11 protein-coding genes and 1 pseudogene are annotated in these 13,861 nt (G+C 59.6%); 3 read left to right on the top strand and 9 right to left on the bottom strand.

The window, feature by feature from the left end; translation table 11 throughout:
- Positions 1-74 precede the first annotated feature (74 nt).
- Positions 75-919: pseudogene (locus VME63_RS04580) on the bottom strand (EAL domain-containing protein).
- Positions 920-1,050: 131 nt separating this feature from the next.
- On the opposite strand from VME63_RS04580, the gene VME63_RS04575 reads away from it, so the two are divergent.
- Positions 1,051-1,974 (top strand): DUF2950 family protein, encoded by a 924-nt coding sequence (locus VME63_RS04575; protein ID WP_325430713.1) that lies wholly within the window; start codon positions 1,051-1,053, stop codon positions 1,972-1,974.
- Between the two features lie 71 nt (positions 1,975-2,045).
- Positions 2,046-4,442, top strand: coding sequence for a phosphoketolase family protein (locus tag VME63_RS04570; protein WP_325430711.1), 2,397 nt, complete (start codon positions 2,046-2,048; stop codon positions 4,440-4,442).
- 568 nt (positions 4,443-5,010) lie between these two features.
- Here the strand turns inward: VME63_RS04570 and VME63_RS04565 are convergent.
- Positions 5,011-5,985, bottom strand: a complete 975-nt coding sequence (locus VME63_RS04565; RefSeq protein ID WP_325430987.1) for a zinc-dependent alcohol dehydrogenase family protein — start codon at positions 5,983-5,985, stop codon at positions 5,011-5,013.
- 157 nt (positions 5,986-6,142) lie between these two features.
- On the opposite strand from VME63_RS04565, the gene VME63_RS04560 reads away from it, so the two are divergent.
- Positions 6,143-6,580 carry a universal stress protein gene (locus VME63_RS04560; protein WP_325430709.1) on the top strand — a complete coding sequence of 146 codons (438 nt, stop codon included), beginning with the start codon at positions 6,143-6,145 and terminating at the stop codon, positions 6,578-6,580.
- Positions 6,581-6,638: 58 nt separating this feature from the next.
- Here the strand turns inward: VME63_RS04560 and VME63_RS04555 are convergent, their stop codons facing one another.
- The 7 genes from VME63_RS04555 to VME63_RS04525 form a co-directional block, all read right to left on the bottom strand.
- On the bottom strand, positions 6,639-6,947 hold the full coding sequence (locus tag VME63_RS04555; protein ID WP_325430707.1) for a hypothetical protein: 309 nt from the start codon (positions 6,945-6,947) through the stop codon (positions 6,639-6,641).
- Positions 6,948-6,967: 20 nt separating this feature from the next.
- Positions 6,968-8,173, bottom strand: coding sequence for an acetate/propionate family kinase (locus VME63_RS04550; protein WP_325430705.1), 1,206 nt, complete (start codon positions 8,171-8,173; stop codon positions 6,968-6,970).
- Between the two features lie 3 nt (positions 8,174-8,176).
- The gene (locus VME63_RS04545; RefSeq protein ID WP_325430703.1) at positions 8,177-9,607 is read right to left on the bottom strand and encodes a bifunctional enoyl-CoA hydratase/phosphate acetyltransferase; all 1,431 of its coding nucleotides are present in this window, start codon (positions 9,605-9,607) and stop codon (positions 8,177-8,179) included.
- Positions 9,608-9,616: 9 nt separating this feature from the next.
- Positions 9,617-10,363 (bottom strand): acetoacetyl-CoA reductase, encoded by a 747-nt coding sequence (gene phbB / locus VME63_RS04540; protein WP_325430701.1) that lies wholly within the window; start codon positions 10,361-10,363, stop codon positions 9,617-9,619.
- A complete protein-coding gene (locus tag VME63_RS04535) occupies positions 10,353-10,799 on the bottom strand; it encodes a phasin family protein (protein ID WP_325430699.1) in 447 nt (148 codons plus the stop codon). The genes phbB and VME63_RS04535 overlap by 11 nt, the downstream gene beginning before the upstream one ends.
- A 97-nt stretch (positions 10,800-10,896) precedes the next feature.
- Positions 10,897-12,636: a PHA/PHB synthase family protein gene (locus VME63_RS04530; protein ID WP_325430697.1), complete on the bottom strand. Its 1,740-nt coding sequence runs from the start codon at positions 12,634-12,636 to the stop codon at positions 10,897-10,899.
- A gap of 94 nt (positions 12,637-12,730) precedes the next feature.
- Positions 12,731-13,837, bottom strand: a complete 1,107-nt coding sequence (locus tag VME63_RS04525; RefSeq protein WP_325430695.1) for an ABC transporter permease — start codon at positions 13,835-13,837, stop codon at positions 12,731-12,733.
- Positions 13,838-13,861 lie beyond the last annotated feature (24 nt).

Genomic DNA, 13,861 nt, shown 5'->3' with positions numbered 1-13,861 from the left:
CAAACACCTGTTCAGCCCATAGAAAAACGCCGCCTTGGCAAGCGCGGCGTGCATCGAAAGCCCAAGCCCACTGGCTAAAGATCGAAAAAGACCTCACCCCACGAAGATGGATCAGCCGCCTGCGTTGATCGCTCGCCCGAATACACATAGAACATGCGGTTCTCGGTCTCGCCTTCAGCCGACAGCTCGAACAGTTGCTCGATCGACGCGGCCGATGCGAGCAGATGACCCTGGATCAGATCGCACCTGGCATTGCGAAGCGCGTCATGTTGCGTAGCGCGCTGCACGCCTGCGGCGACAACCGTTATGCCCAGTGCATGCACCATGCCGACGATAGCCTGGACGACGCCCTGATCGCGTGCGTCCGAATCGATTGCACTGACCAGCTCGCGATCGATCTTGAGCGAATCCACGGACAGCCGGCGCACGTAACTAAGTGAAGCAAAGCCGACGCCGAAGTCGGCGATGGCGCAATGGATGCCTAGTTCATGGATAGCCGCCAGTACCGCATCGGCCGCCGCTAAGTCTTCCAGCAGGCAGTTCTCGGTAATTTCCAACTTCAACCAACCTGGTTCCAGCGCCGTCTCAGCGACCATGGAGCGCAGCAAGATAAGAGACGCCCGATCGCACCACTGCCTGGCCGAAGCATTTACCGCGATCGGCACGAGGGGATGACCACAGTTGCGAAGCGACACCAGCTCCCTTGACACTGTTTGCAGCACGAACGCCCCAGCGATGCAATCAGTCCGCTCTCCTCCGCGACGGGAATGAAATCGGCCGGCGAGACCGGGCCAAGCTCAGGGTCGTTCCAGCGGATGAGTGCCTGCGCATACGCCATGCGACCGGTTATCGCATCCACTACCGGCTGGTACACCAGGCTCAAATGCCCGTGTGCAAGCGCACGCGGCAGCCTTTCCATTTGACTTTCGTCAATGCGCGGCACCGCTGACGCGGCGATGCTGTGGGCACGCTGGAGATAGCCGCCACGCTCTGGATACATGCCAGGTCCTTGGCGAGTCAGATCGCCTCTTTAATGCGGATGCCTTTACCATGCCCAAGTTGATCGCAAACACCCATGGCAGGGCCACAGCGCGCCTTATGCGCCTTGCGGCACTCGCGGCCTGGCTATGGGTGACGGGGCTGGCGGCGGCACCATCCGCGCAACTTACGTTCGCCTCGCCCGAAGCGGGGGTCAACGCCTTGATCAGGGCCGCGCAAGACAATGACATCTTGGCGCTGGAAGCCATACTCGGTCCCGACAGCGGCGATGTGATCAGTTCCGGCGATTCGATCGAGGATGCGCACAATCGACGGATTTTCCTGCACATCTATGAAACGTCGCATGCCCTGGTGTTTTCAGATGCAACGCATGGCGTTCTGATCGTTGGCAGGGGAAAGATGCCCATGCCGATCCCGCTGGTCAAGGAGGCTGGCGCTTGGCGCTTTGATACCAAACAGGGCCGCGCGGCCATTCTCCAGCGGCGTATTGAACGCAATGAACGCGATGCCATGCAGGTTTGCCTGGCTATCGTCTACGCGGAGCGCCAGTTCGCCGCGGAGAATCCGGGAAACGGCGGCGCTCCGGTGTATGCGTCACATTTGCGCAGCACCCCGGGACGCCACGATGGGCTTTACTGGCCCACCACGCCGGGCGAGCGCCCCAGTCTGCTGGGCGTGCTGTTGGCTGATGCGGCGGTGCACGATGGCTATGAGGCGCCGGGCGCGTCAACGGCCACGCCGTACCTGGGCTACATCTACCGCATCGTCATGCAACCGCCAGTGGAAAAGCGCGCGCGCTTCGTCGTAATGGCTTATCCGGCGGTCTATAGCGTATCGGGTATCCGCAGTTTCGTTGCCGGCGTCGACGGCGTGGTTTACGGCAAGGACCTGGGTGCCTACACGGCAACCATCGTAGCCACCACCGACGGCTTCCGTCTGGAAGACGGGTGGCAGGTCAGCCAGCCGGTGGATTGAACCAACCCGCGCCGCTTGCCGGCCGCCGCGGGCGGCATCGGCAGCGACGCATTTCATGAGGCATGAGCGACATGGCCACTCCTCTTTCGCCAAGGCAGTTGCAAAAAATCGATGCGTATTGGCGCGCTGCCAATTATCTATCCGTAGGCCAAATTTATCTGCGCGACAATCCGCTTCTGCAGCAGCCGCTGAAACGCGAGCACATCAAGCCACGCCTGCTGGGGCACTGGGGAACGACGCCGGGCTTGAACATGCTGTACGTGCATCTGAACCGGCTGATCAAGCAGCAAGATCTCAATATGATCTTCATCACGGGTCCTGGGCACGGCGGACCGGCGCTCGTCGCGCAAACCTATCTCGAAGGCTCCTACACCGAACGTTATCCCGCGATCGAACGCAACGCCAGCGGCATGCGTCGGCTATTCCGTCAGTTTTCATGGCCATATGGCGTGCCAAGTCATGTGGCACCGGAAACCCCCGGGTCGATCCACGAAGGCGGCGAACTCGGATATTCACTCGCACATGCGTATGGCGCGGCATTCGATAACCCCGACTTGATCGTCGCTTGCGTCGTCGGCGACGGTGAAGCGGAAACGGGCGCACTTGCCACAAGCTGGCATTCGAATAAATTTCTCAACCCCGCGCGCGACGGCGCCGTCTTGCCGATCCTGCATCTGAACGGATTCAAGATCGCCAACCCGACCATTCTTTCGCGCATCAGCCAGGACGAGTTGGCGGACTTGTTTCGCGGCTATGGCTACGAGCCCTATTTCGTCGAGGGCAGCGATCCGGCGATAGTTCACCAAGATCTGGCCGATGCGCTGCAGCGCATCGTCGGGAACATCCAGGCGATCCAACGAGCCGCGCGTGCGAACGGCGCGGCCGCTCCTGTCGTGCGCCCGCGCTGGCCGATGTTGATTTTCCGCACGCCCAAAGGATGGACCGGGCCTAAGGAAGTCGATGGGTTGCCAGTCGAAGGTACCTGGCGAGCGCACCAAGTGCCGCTCGCCCAGTTCGACAAGCCCGGGCATATCGAGCAGCTCGCTGCTTGGATGAAAAGCTACCAGCCACAAGACCTCTTTGACGAAAACGGCCAGCTGCATCACGAGCTCGCCGCACTGGCGCCTACGGGCCATCGTCGCATGGGCGCCAATCCGCATGCCAACGGCGGCGAACTGCTTAAACCCTTGGACATGCCGCACTTTCGCGATCATGCCGTCCGCGTGCGAGAGCCCGGATCGGCCGAAGCGGAATCCACGCGCGTACTCGGCAATTTCCTGCGCGAAGTCATGCGGTTGAACCTGGAAAGTCGAAATTTTCGCCTGTTCGGCCCTGATGAAACGGCGTCGAACCGGCTGGATGCGGTATATGAGGTTTCCGGCAAGGAATGGATGGCGGTCATTGCCCCTGTCGATGATCACCTCAGCGCCGATGGCCGCGTCATGGAAGTCTTGAGCGAGCATCTATGCGAAGGCTGGCTGGAAGGCTACCTGCTCAGCGGCCGCCATGGCCTTTTTTCCTGCTACGAAGCCTTCATCCACATCATCGATTCGATGTTCAACCAGCATGCGAAGTGGCTGAAAGTTGCGCGAGAGATTCCATGGCGGGCACCTATAGCGTCGCTCAACTATCTGCTGACATCGCACGTGTGGCGCCAGGATCACAACGGGTTCTCGCATCAGGACCCGGGCTTTATCGACATTGTGGCGAACAAGAAATCCGAGATCGTTCGCATCTACCTTCCCCCCGATGCAAACTGCCTGCTATCGGTGGCCGACCACTGCCTGCGTAGCCGCAACTACGTGAATTTAATCGTCGCCGGCAAACAGCCGCAATGGCAATGGCTGGATATCGATGCCGCCACCAAGCACTGCGCTGCCGGGGCCGGCATCTGGGATTGGGCCAGCAACGACGATGGTGACCCTGATGTAGTGATGGCCTGCGCCGGCGACGTGCCGACACTCGAGTGCCTGGCTGCGGTGACGCTACTACGCGATTTTCTTCCCGATATCCGAATCCGCGTGGTCAACGTGGTGGACTTGATGGTATTGCAACCCCAATCGGAACATCCGCACGGCTTATCCGATCGCGACTTCGAGTCTTCGTTTACCGCCGACAAGCCGGTGATATTCGCCTTTCATGGCTACCCCTCTCTGATTCACAAACTCATTTATCGCCGCCGCAATCACGATCGCTTCCACGTTCGCGGTTACAAAGACGAAGGAACTACCACAACACCGTTCGACATGGTAGTGCTGAACAACCTCGACCGTTATCAACTTTCGCTCGATGCCATTACAAGCATCCCCCGCTTCAAGGCATATGTCGAACAAGCCGTCGCGCGCTATTGGGCAATCATGGAACGGCACAAACTCTATATCGGCGAGCACGGTCAAGACATGCCCGAAGTGGCTCAATGGCGTTGGACGTCCAGCCGTCGATCGGATCAACTTGCCGCACAAACCTAGTGAGGGCGACGCTAACGACACGCCCGGCACGTGCATGCGGGGCAGCCGCGGCTTTTCGGGCAGCCGCGTTCGGCCTTTTGCATTTTCCCGTACATCGAAATGTTGACCCGCTGATGCAACGGCCGACGGCACGGCCGACACGAAAGCGCGCGGCCGGATCACGCCTTCTTCGGCATGTAAGAAGTGCTCCATCCGTTGGCATTGACCACCTCGCTGTGGAACAGCTGGCCGGACCATAACCTAACTTGCTGCCGCTGTAGAGCCGGCAGTTTGCGCCGGTTCTCCTGGGCTTGTACAGCGTACTCGTAGCGGTCGTCGCATCGTCTACATGGCCGATAGCCTTGACCGTGGGATCGGCATCAAGAATCGACGGCCTTCTTTGTAACGCGACACGAGACCTCCGGTACGAGCTTATAGGCTGAAAATCGCCATATCCGCTCGGCGCCGCACAAGCGCCTATCATTGGCGTAAGCGCCGTTTACAACGACCATAGAGAACTTAACCTCGCGCTTGTCCGATTTGAATCAAGCTGTCACCCACCTATCAGCCGCAAGCTCTCTTCCGTCGTTCACATTTCAAGCACCGCAGCTCCCGACAAGCGCCCGGCGCGAAGATCGTCCAACGCCTGGTTGGCTTGTTCCAACGCATAGGTAGTGACGGCTGTAACGACTCCTTCGCACGTTTTTTCTGCAAAAAAAAGCCGCGCATCGTCACGCGTCAGATTGGCCACCGAAACAAGTTCGCGCTCCTCCCATAACCAGCGATAGGGAAAGGTGGGTATGTCGGACATGTGAATGCCGCCGCACACGACGTGCCCGCCTTTTTTGACGGCGCGCAACGCCTGCGGTACCAATGCGCCGACAGGGGCGAAGATGATCGCCGCATCCAAGGCGGCGGGCGGATTGTCCAGCGACGATCCGGCCCAAGCTACGCCAAGCGAGCGCGCAAAGGCTTGCGCCTGGACATCGCCGGGGCGCGTAAAAGCGTATACGCACCGGCCCTGCCTTAGCGCAACCTGCGCGATGATGTGCGCGGCTGCCCCAAACCCATACAACCCCAGGCGGCGGGCGTTTCCCACCTTTACCAGGCAACGCCAGCCGATCAAGCCGGCGCATAGCAACGGCGCCGTTACGACTGGATCCATATCGCCTTGCAGCGGTATACAGTAATCGGCCCGCGCGAGCATATGGGACGCATATCCACCCGGGCGCGTGTAGCCGGTGAACTCGGGCGTATTGCACAGATTCTCGCGACCGGCGAGGCAATATTCACAATGATGGCACGTACCACCCAGCCAGGGCACGCCCACGCGTGCGCCCGGTTTCGGGTCGATGACGCCCTGGCCAATTGTTTCCACGACGCCCACACATTCATGACCAGGGGTCAGTGGCGTGACGATTTCGGGCAGTTCCGCGTCGATCACGTGCAGGTCCGTACGGCAAACACCGCAGGCTTCGACGCGTATGCGCACCTCGCCGGGCCCGGGCTCCAGGTCGGGTAGTGTTCGCAAGATCAGCGGCTTGCCGACTTTCTCCAACACCATTGCTTGCATGGCTCAGACCTCGTCTCCACCCTGGCCATCATGACCCACATGCGCGCGCCGGCCAGTTGATATGGCTCAACATGGGGCGAAACCGGCCGGAACATCATCACGCTCGCATTGCGTAGATCGTTATCCTTCAACACGAGATCGGGGCTTTATGTTCAAGAGAATTCTTCTTCCGACCGATGGTTCGGAGCTGTCCATGAAGGCGGTGCGACTGGGCGTGGATCTCGCCAAATCCTGTGGAGCCAGCGTTCTGGCTATACACGTTGTGCCCCCGGCACAGACCATCGCCTACGTGGCGGAGATGATCGCGTCGCTGGAATTTGACTATGCCAAAGAAGCGACGCGCCATGCCGAACGCTATCTGGATGTGGTACGTACGATCGCCGATAAGGCGGGCGTTCCCTTCGAGCGGCGGTTGGTATTTGGCTCGCAACCGTATCAGGCCATTTTGGAGACAGCGGCTGAGGCGAAATGCGACCTTATCGCAATGGCGTCGCATGGCTGGGAGGGTGTAGCGCGGCTGCTCATGGGCAGCGAAACGCATAAAGTGATCCTGAAATCGGAGATTCCGATTCTCGTCTGCCGCTAGGGCCGGCGGGCGACTCGCGCAGGCGTCTGCAGCCTCTTTTTTGCAGCTGTCCCAACGATTAACTGGCCCTGAGGTCATGGCCGCCGATGCCGCTCTCCACGTGGCCTGGTGCATGCGGACGTGCCCTCGCCGACCGGCCGTCATCTGGCGGGAACGCCGCTGACGGCGCCGACAGCTCGAACGGGTAGGTCATGGCGCTGACCATGGCGTCGGTCAATAGCCCATACGTATTCGCCCACGTCTCCAGCCATCCGTAGACCGGTGCCGAAAGCCACGCGAAGCAGGCAAAGGGAGCAAAAGGCGCCAGCGAACCTAAAGCCTCAAATGGCGCGCACTGCGTATCGAAATCATAAATGGATGTGCTCATGACCAACCTCTCTGTCGACGTTACACCGTTTCAGCTCGCGGTGAGGCATAGCGCAGCACTTCGGCAGTGTGTGCCGCGAGCATGGCCTCCTCATCGGTCGGAATGACAAATACATGTTTTTGACTGCGCTGAGTACTGATAAGCACGTTGTGGCTGGCGTTGGCTTCGACGTCGTACTCCACCCCCAGCCAGGCGAGCTTTTCGCACACGGCAGCACGTACCGGGGCGGAATGTTCGCCTATGCCAGCGGAGAACACCAAGGCATCCATGCCACCCATGCTCGCCGTCAGTGCGCCGATTTCGCGCACCACGTGAAATACGAAAAGATCGACGGCGTCCCTGGCGTGTCGATCGCTGCTGGCCAACAGGGTACGCATATCGCTGCTGATGCCTGAGATGCCAAGCAGGCCACTTTCGTGATAGAGCAGATGCTCCACCTCGCCGACGGAAAGGCCCTGCGCTTGCTGCAGGTACAACACCGCTCCCGGATCGAGGCTGCCGCAACGGGTTCCCATTACCAAACCATCCAGCGCCGTAAAACCCATTGTGGTGTCGGTACTCCGTCCATCGCGAATGGCGCACAGGCTTGCGCCATTGCCAAGATGCGCCACGATCACGCGCCCCCTGGCCAATGCCGGCGAAAGCTCTGTGAGCTGACCGAGGATGTATTCGTATGAAAGGCCATGGAACCCGTACCGCCGCATACCCTGCGCCTCATAGCGGCGCGGCAGCGCCATGCGCGCGGCGACCGGCAGCATGCCGTGATGAAAAGACGTGTCGAAACAGGCAACTTGAGGCAGCTCCGGAAGCAAAGCGCCCATTGCCTGGATGGCGGCGATATTGTGCGGCTGGTGTAAGGGTGCGAGCGGCACCAGCGCCTGGAGCTTGCTCAGTATGGCTGCATCGACCAGCACCGGATGGATGAACTCGCGCCCGCCATGAACCACCCGATGCCCTACTGCGATCAGAGTCTCATCGCCCAGGTGCGATGTTACCCATGCAAGCAGCGGCTTGAGCAGCTGCTCATGATCAAGCTTGGCCGTTGCCGGCCAGCGATATTCGCCTAGCACGGCCCCATCCGATCCGAGGGCGAAAAAGCGTGGAGCGATACCAATATCTTCGATGCCCCCGTGCGCTAGCGGCTTTTGGCAACACCGCCCCTGCTCGTAGAGTCCAAATTTGATACTTGATGAACCTGCATTGATGGTCAGCAACGCATTGGGCATACCTTAAGACTCCACGACAGCAGCTGGCCGCGCCTGTCCCGCCAGCAGAATCAGTGCGGTGATGGCGCAGGAGGTTACGCGCGCGCGCGACGTATCGGCGCGGCTGGTCAAGATGATCGGCACCCGTGCGCCCATCACGATGCCAGCCGCTTCGGCGCCGGCAAGAAACGTCAGTTGCTTGGCCAGCATGTTGCCCGATTCCAGATCCGGCACCACGAGAATGTCGGCCGCGCCGGCGACGGCCGAGTCGATCCCTTTTTCGTTCGCTGCGAGCTTGCTGACCGCGTTATCGAAAGCCAGGGGGCCATCGACCACGCCGCCTTCGATTTGTCCACGCGACGCCATTTTGCACAGCGCCGCAGAGTCGGCCGTCGAAGGAATCGCCGGATTCACTGTTTCAACCGCCGACAACACCGCTACTTTTGGCGCACCGATGTCCAGCATGTACGCCAAATCGATGGCATTCTGGATAATGTCGCGTTTCTCGGCGAGCGTCGGTGCAATGTGAATGGCCGCGTCGGTAACCAGCAGCAGGCGCTCATAGCTCGGCACGTCCATCAGATACACATGGCTCAGCCGGCGTCCGGTGTGCAAACCCGGCTCCGCCACCACGGCGTGCATCAGCTCGTCCGTGTGCAGTGGGCCTTTCATCAGTACCTTGGCCTCGCCGCTTGTCACTAGTGCCACGGCGCGCTGGGCTGCCGCATGGCTGTGCGCCGCGTCGACCATGCGATACGCCGATATGTCCACGCCGGCTTGTCCAGCCACCCTTCTGATCTTTTCTGCCGGCCCCACCAAAATGGGCTCAATCCATCCGGCGGCAGCGGCTTCTTTTACCGCCACGATCGAACTCTCATCGCACGGATGGACGACGGCGACTGTAATCGATGAATCGCCCGCAACGCGGGAAAGCATGGCCCTGAACCGCCGGTGGTCAGCGATCTGCACGTCTGGCAGATCCACGTGGGGGCAACGTATTTTCTTTAGCGGCACCTGGACCTCGGCCTTGCCAAGAATCACGTCCACGCCATACTGATTGCGTACGCAGCAATGAAATACAATGCGGTGCCGCAGTGCATCCTTTTCCACCGCGGTGACATTCACATCGATCGTATCGCCCACGCCGATCGGCGCATAAAAGCGCAGGTCCTGGGCAAGATGAATGGTGCCGGGGCCAGGCAGCTGCATGCCGAGTACGGCCGATATCAGCGAACCGCCCCACATGCCATGTGCGACCAGGTGATGCAACATGCCGGTCCCGGCGTAGTCAGCATCCATCTCCACCGGGCTCATGTCGCCGGATACGGCGGAAAACAGCTCAATGTCGCGCTGGGTCAGCGTGCGCGTGATGCGAGCGCTATCGCCCAACGAAATTTCGTCGAACGTGCGATTCTCGATGCAGGTAGCGGTTACCAAGGCGGATACGGCATTCATTGCGCAGCCTCAATACATATGCTGGCCGCCGTTCATGGCGACATTGCTACCGGTCATGAAGGCTGCGCCATCGCTGCAGATGAACCCTACCAGGGCGGCAATTTCCTCCGGCTTTCCCAGCCTTCCGACAGGTATCAGGGGAATCACCTTTGCGTCGAGCACTTCCTTAGGTACAGCCTGGACCATGTGCGTGGCGGTATAGCCTGGCGACACCGTGTTCACGGTAACGCCGTGCCGCGCCACCTCCAGCGCCAGCGATTCGGTAAACCCGTGAATGCCCGCCTTCGTCGCCGCATAATTGCATTGCCCGAACTGGCCCTTGGTACCGTTGATCGACCCGATATTGACGATGCGTCCCCAGCCTCGATCGACCATGCCGGCGCAGAACTGCCGGGTAACATTGAACATGGAATCGAGATTGGTGTGCATCACGGCTTCCCAATCGTCGCGGCTCATTTTCACGAAGCGCCCGTCACGGGTGATTCCTGCGTTGTTAATCAGGATATCGACCTTGTAGCCATCCCTGGCAACGGCATCCGCCAGCTGCTGGCACGAGGTGTAGTCGGCCACGTCTACAGCATATGTTTTGTATGTGTAACCCTCCGCCGCCTGGTGCTCGATCCAGGCGGCGACGTGGTCATTGTGGGGGGAATGCGTAACCAGCACGGTATGTCCCGCATCGTGCAGTACCTTCGCGATCGCCTCGCCAATACCGCCCATGCCTCCGGTTACCAGCGCGACATGCTTAGTGGTCACGGCTCGCTCCTGCAGCGGCTGCTCCGCTGAACAATTTGAAGAAGTCGCTCACCATGGCTTCGTACGGCTTGGCGCCGTGCGCGCCGCCCATGGCCTTGGCCGTCTCGCGCTGCCAGATCAGAAATGCATCCTGAAGGCCGGTCAGAAACTTCGTCTGGTTCACCACCGCCGCCTGCGCGACCGATTGGGCGTCGCCCACGCGTTCCTGCATCAGGCGCAGGAACGTTTCGCCGGGGATGGCGGTCAGCGATTGCCAGTCCTCGCCCACCGAGAGCTTGTCGATTTCCTGCTGCGACTCGGCAATGCTTTCGCCTACGGCATGATCAAAGGTATCGAGCCAGCGCTGGCCGCACTCCTTGAGCAGCTTGTTGGTGCGAAGGGCAAATTGCAGGTTGGCTTTGTACAGTTCGAACGGGATGTCGGCTTGAGTGCTCATCGTATATTCCTCATCGGTTTTCGCGTCCCTATGCATGGCCGTCGCGCCATCGTCCGGCGTAACGAGGAGGCCTGGCGCCGCCATGCGCAGGCCGCAATTACTTCTCCATCACATAACGCCCCGGCGCGGGCAACAGGCTCTCTTCATTGCTTCCGGGCAGGCCCATGGATGGCGGCGGCCCGGGCTCGCCCGAGCGTGCGCCCAGCCAGTCGGTCCAGGCTGGCCACCAGGAACCGTCCTGAACCTTGGTCTGGGACAGCCATGCCGAGGACGTCAACGTAGTCGCCTGGGCAGGGCGTGTCAGCGCGCGATAGCGACGGCCCGGATGCCCCGGCTCGCTGACGATGCCTGCGTTGTGGCCCCCGCTGGTCAGTACAAAGGTCACCTCATCGGTGAATAGGTGATGCACTTTGTAGACCGAATGCCATGGTGCTACGTGGTCCGTCTCGGTCGCGACGCAAAACAACGGCGCGGCGATGGCTTTCAGTTCCACCGGCTTGCCATCGACCTGATAGCGCCCTTCGCTAAGGTCGTTGCCCAGATAAAGGCGTCGCAGGTATTGCGAATGCATGGCTGCCGGCATGCGCGTGGTATCGGCATTCCATGCCATCAGGTCGCTCGGTTCGTTCCGCTGCCCAAGCAGGTATTCGTTGACCATGCGAGACCACAATAGATCGTATGAGCGCAGCATCTGAAATGCGCCGGCCATCTGCCCCGCGGAGAGATAACCGGCCTGCCCCATCTGATCCTCGAGCAGTGATACTTCGCTGTCATCAATGAACAACGCCAGCTCGCCGGGCTCGGTGAAATCGGTTTGCGCAGCCAAAAGGGTTAGCGATGCCAGTCGCTTGTCGCCCTCGCGCGCCATGGCGGCCGCAGCAATCGACAACAACGTGCCGCCTAGGCAATATCCAACGGCATGCACACGGTGGTTGCGCTCAATGTCACTTATCGTATCCAGCGAGGCACAGATTCCAAGGTTGAGGTAATCATCCATGGAAAGGTGTGCATCCGCACGGCCTGGGTTTTTCCACGAGATGCAGAACACCGTATAACCCTTGCCAACCAAATAGCGAATCAGCGAATTGTCGGGTGAAAGATCCAGGATGTAGTACTTCATGATCCAGGCCGGCACGATCAGCACGGGCTCGGGCCGAACCACGTCCGTAGCGGGTGCATACTGTATGAGTTCGATCAGGTCATTATTCATGACCACCCGGCCAGGCGTCACCGCAAGGTCGCGACCGACTACGAATGCACCATCCATGAAGCTACTGGATCCACACATATAACGCACAACATCATTCATCCAATTCTGCACCCCTCGCATCAGATTGCGACCACCCTCCTCACGAGTGCGTTTGAGCACGACCGGATTGGATGCAAAGAAGTTACCCGGCGACAAAATGTCCAGCCATTGCCGTGTCACGAAATCCATCACGGCCTGGTGATGACCGGAAACACCATGCACATCCGTCATCGCCGCGTGCCACCACTGCTGTTGAAGTAGAAAAGCCTGATGGAACGCATTAAATGGCCACTGGCGCCATTGGGCATCGCTAAAACGCCGGTCGGTCGCCGGCGGCACGATGCATAGCGACGATTCACTCGCCTCGTTCTGCGCACAACTGATCAGGTAGCCATGAAACTGGCGCGCCTGCTCCAGCGCCAGTTGCATGAGATCCAACCGCTTGCCGGGCGACCGCAGCACATGCATCAACCAGTCTGCAAAGGCCAGATATAGCGATTCCATCGACACCGATGCCGTCCATCGCGCCTGCAACGCGTGCACAGGCGGATCCAAACTCGATGCTGCAGGGACATAGAGGTGGTTCACGGTGCGGTTCCTCACTGTATAGATACAGTGCCATTGCGCCAGATGCGAACGGTTGACCTAGGTCAACCCCGGCTAACGGAGCCGGTTACCGTGCTCAACCACGGAAGATATCGAACGGCTCGACCCGCAATACCTTGCGTATACTTATGTAACTAGACACCGCTGCGATCAGCACGACCATGCCCAGCGCCAAAGCCAGATTGGTCATGGTCACCAATGCGGCATAGTCGGGCAGGCGGGCCTTGGCCAGGCCGATCATCGTCGTGCAAAGGCCGATGCCCAGGCCATAGCCGGTCAAGCTGGTGAAGGTGACCTGGAACAGGATCATGTAAGTCAGCTCGTAGCCCTTGGCACCAATAGCCTTTAGGGCACCGAACTTGTCCAGATTCTCTAGCACGAAGGTGTAAAACGTTTGTGCAGAAATCGACAAGCCTACGATAAAACTGATGATCGTCATCAACATGATGTTGGTACCGATGCCGGTCTGGTACTTATAGAAGTCGGCGATGCGATCGTCGAACTCGCCCTTGGTCAAGGCCAGATAGCCCAGCCTCGCCACCTCCTTCTTGATCGAAGGTATGGCATTGGGGCTCTTCGGTTCGAGCAAAATGTATGAAATGGTGAAGCGAGTATTGGGGATGTATTCGATAGCACGGCTATAGGTTGTGTACAAGGTCGGCACGCCGAACAAACTGAAGGCGTTCACTTTGGCTACGCCAACGACCAAGCCACGGTTGTCGTTGAGTTCAAAATCCTGACCGATATCCGGTTTGCCAAGCTTGCCGTATTCGGCGTCGTCCACCACGATGAATGCGTTTTCGGCGTAAATGTCCTGAATATTGCCTTTTTCAAGCTTGGGTCTGCCGACCAGGCTTGTGTCGTCCAGCCCCATCACCGTGACGGCCTGATAAGTACCGTCGTGCAACTTGACAAGCGCACCGCCGGAATAAAGCGGCACGGCGTAGTCGACGCCATCGATGCTGCGCACGGCGTCGAGCAGGTAATCGGGCATGGGGATGCTGTTGGCTACGGTCTGCACCGCCGGATCCATGATCCACACCGACGCGCCGACATTGGTCACTGTAGATGCCGAACGCGCCAATATGCCGGCAAACAGCGACGTCATCATCACCATCAGAAATACCGCGAATGTGATGCCGAGCAGTAACGCCGAAAACTTGCCGCGGTCGTTGACCAGCAACTTGTAAGCGAGCTTGAAAATGCC

This window comes from Dyella sp. (assembly GCF_035503745.1).
In the GTDB taxonomy this organism is placed as follows: domain Bacteria; phylum Pseudomonadota; class Gammaproteobacteria; order Xanthomonadales; family Rhodanobacteraceae; genus Dyella_B.
The sequence above is the reverse complement of the archived record's forward strand: the minus strand, read 5'-3'. Positions and strand labels throughout refer to the sequence as shown.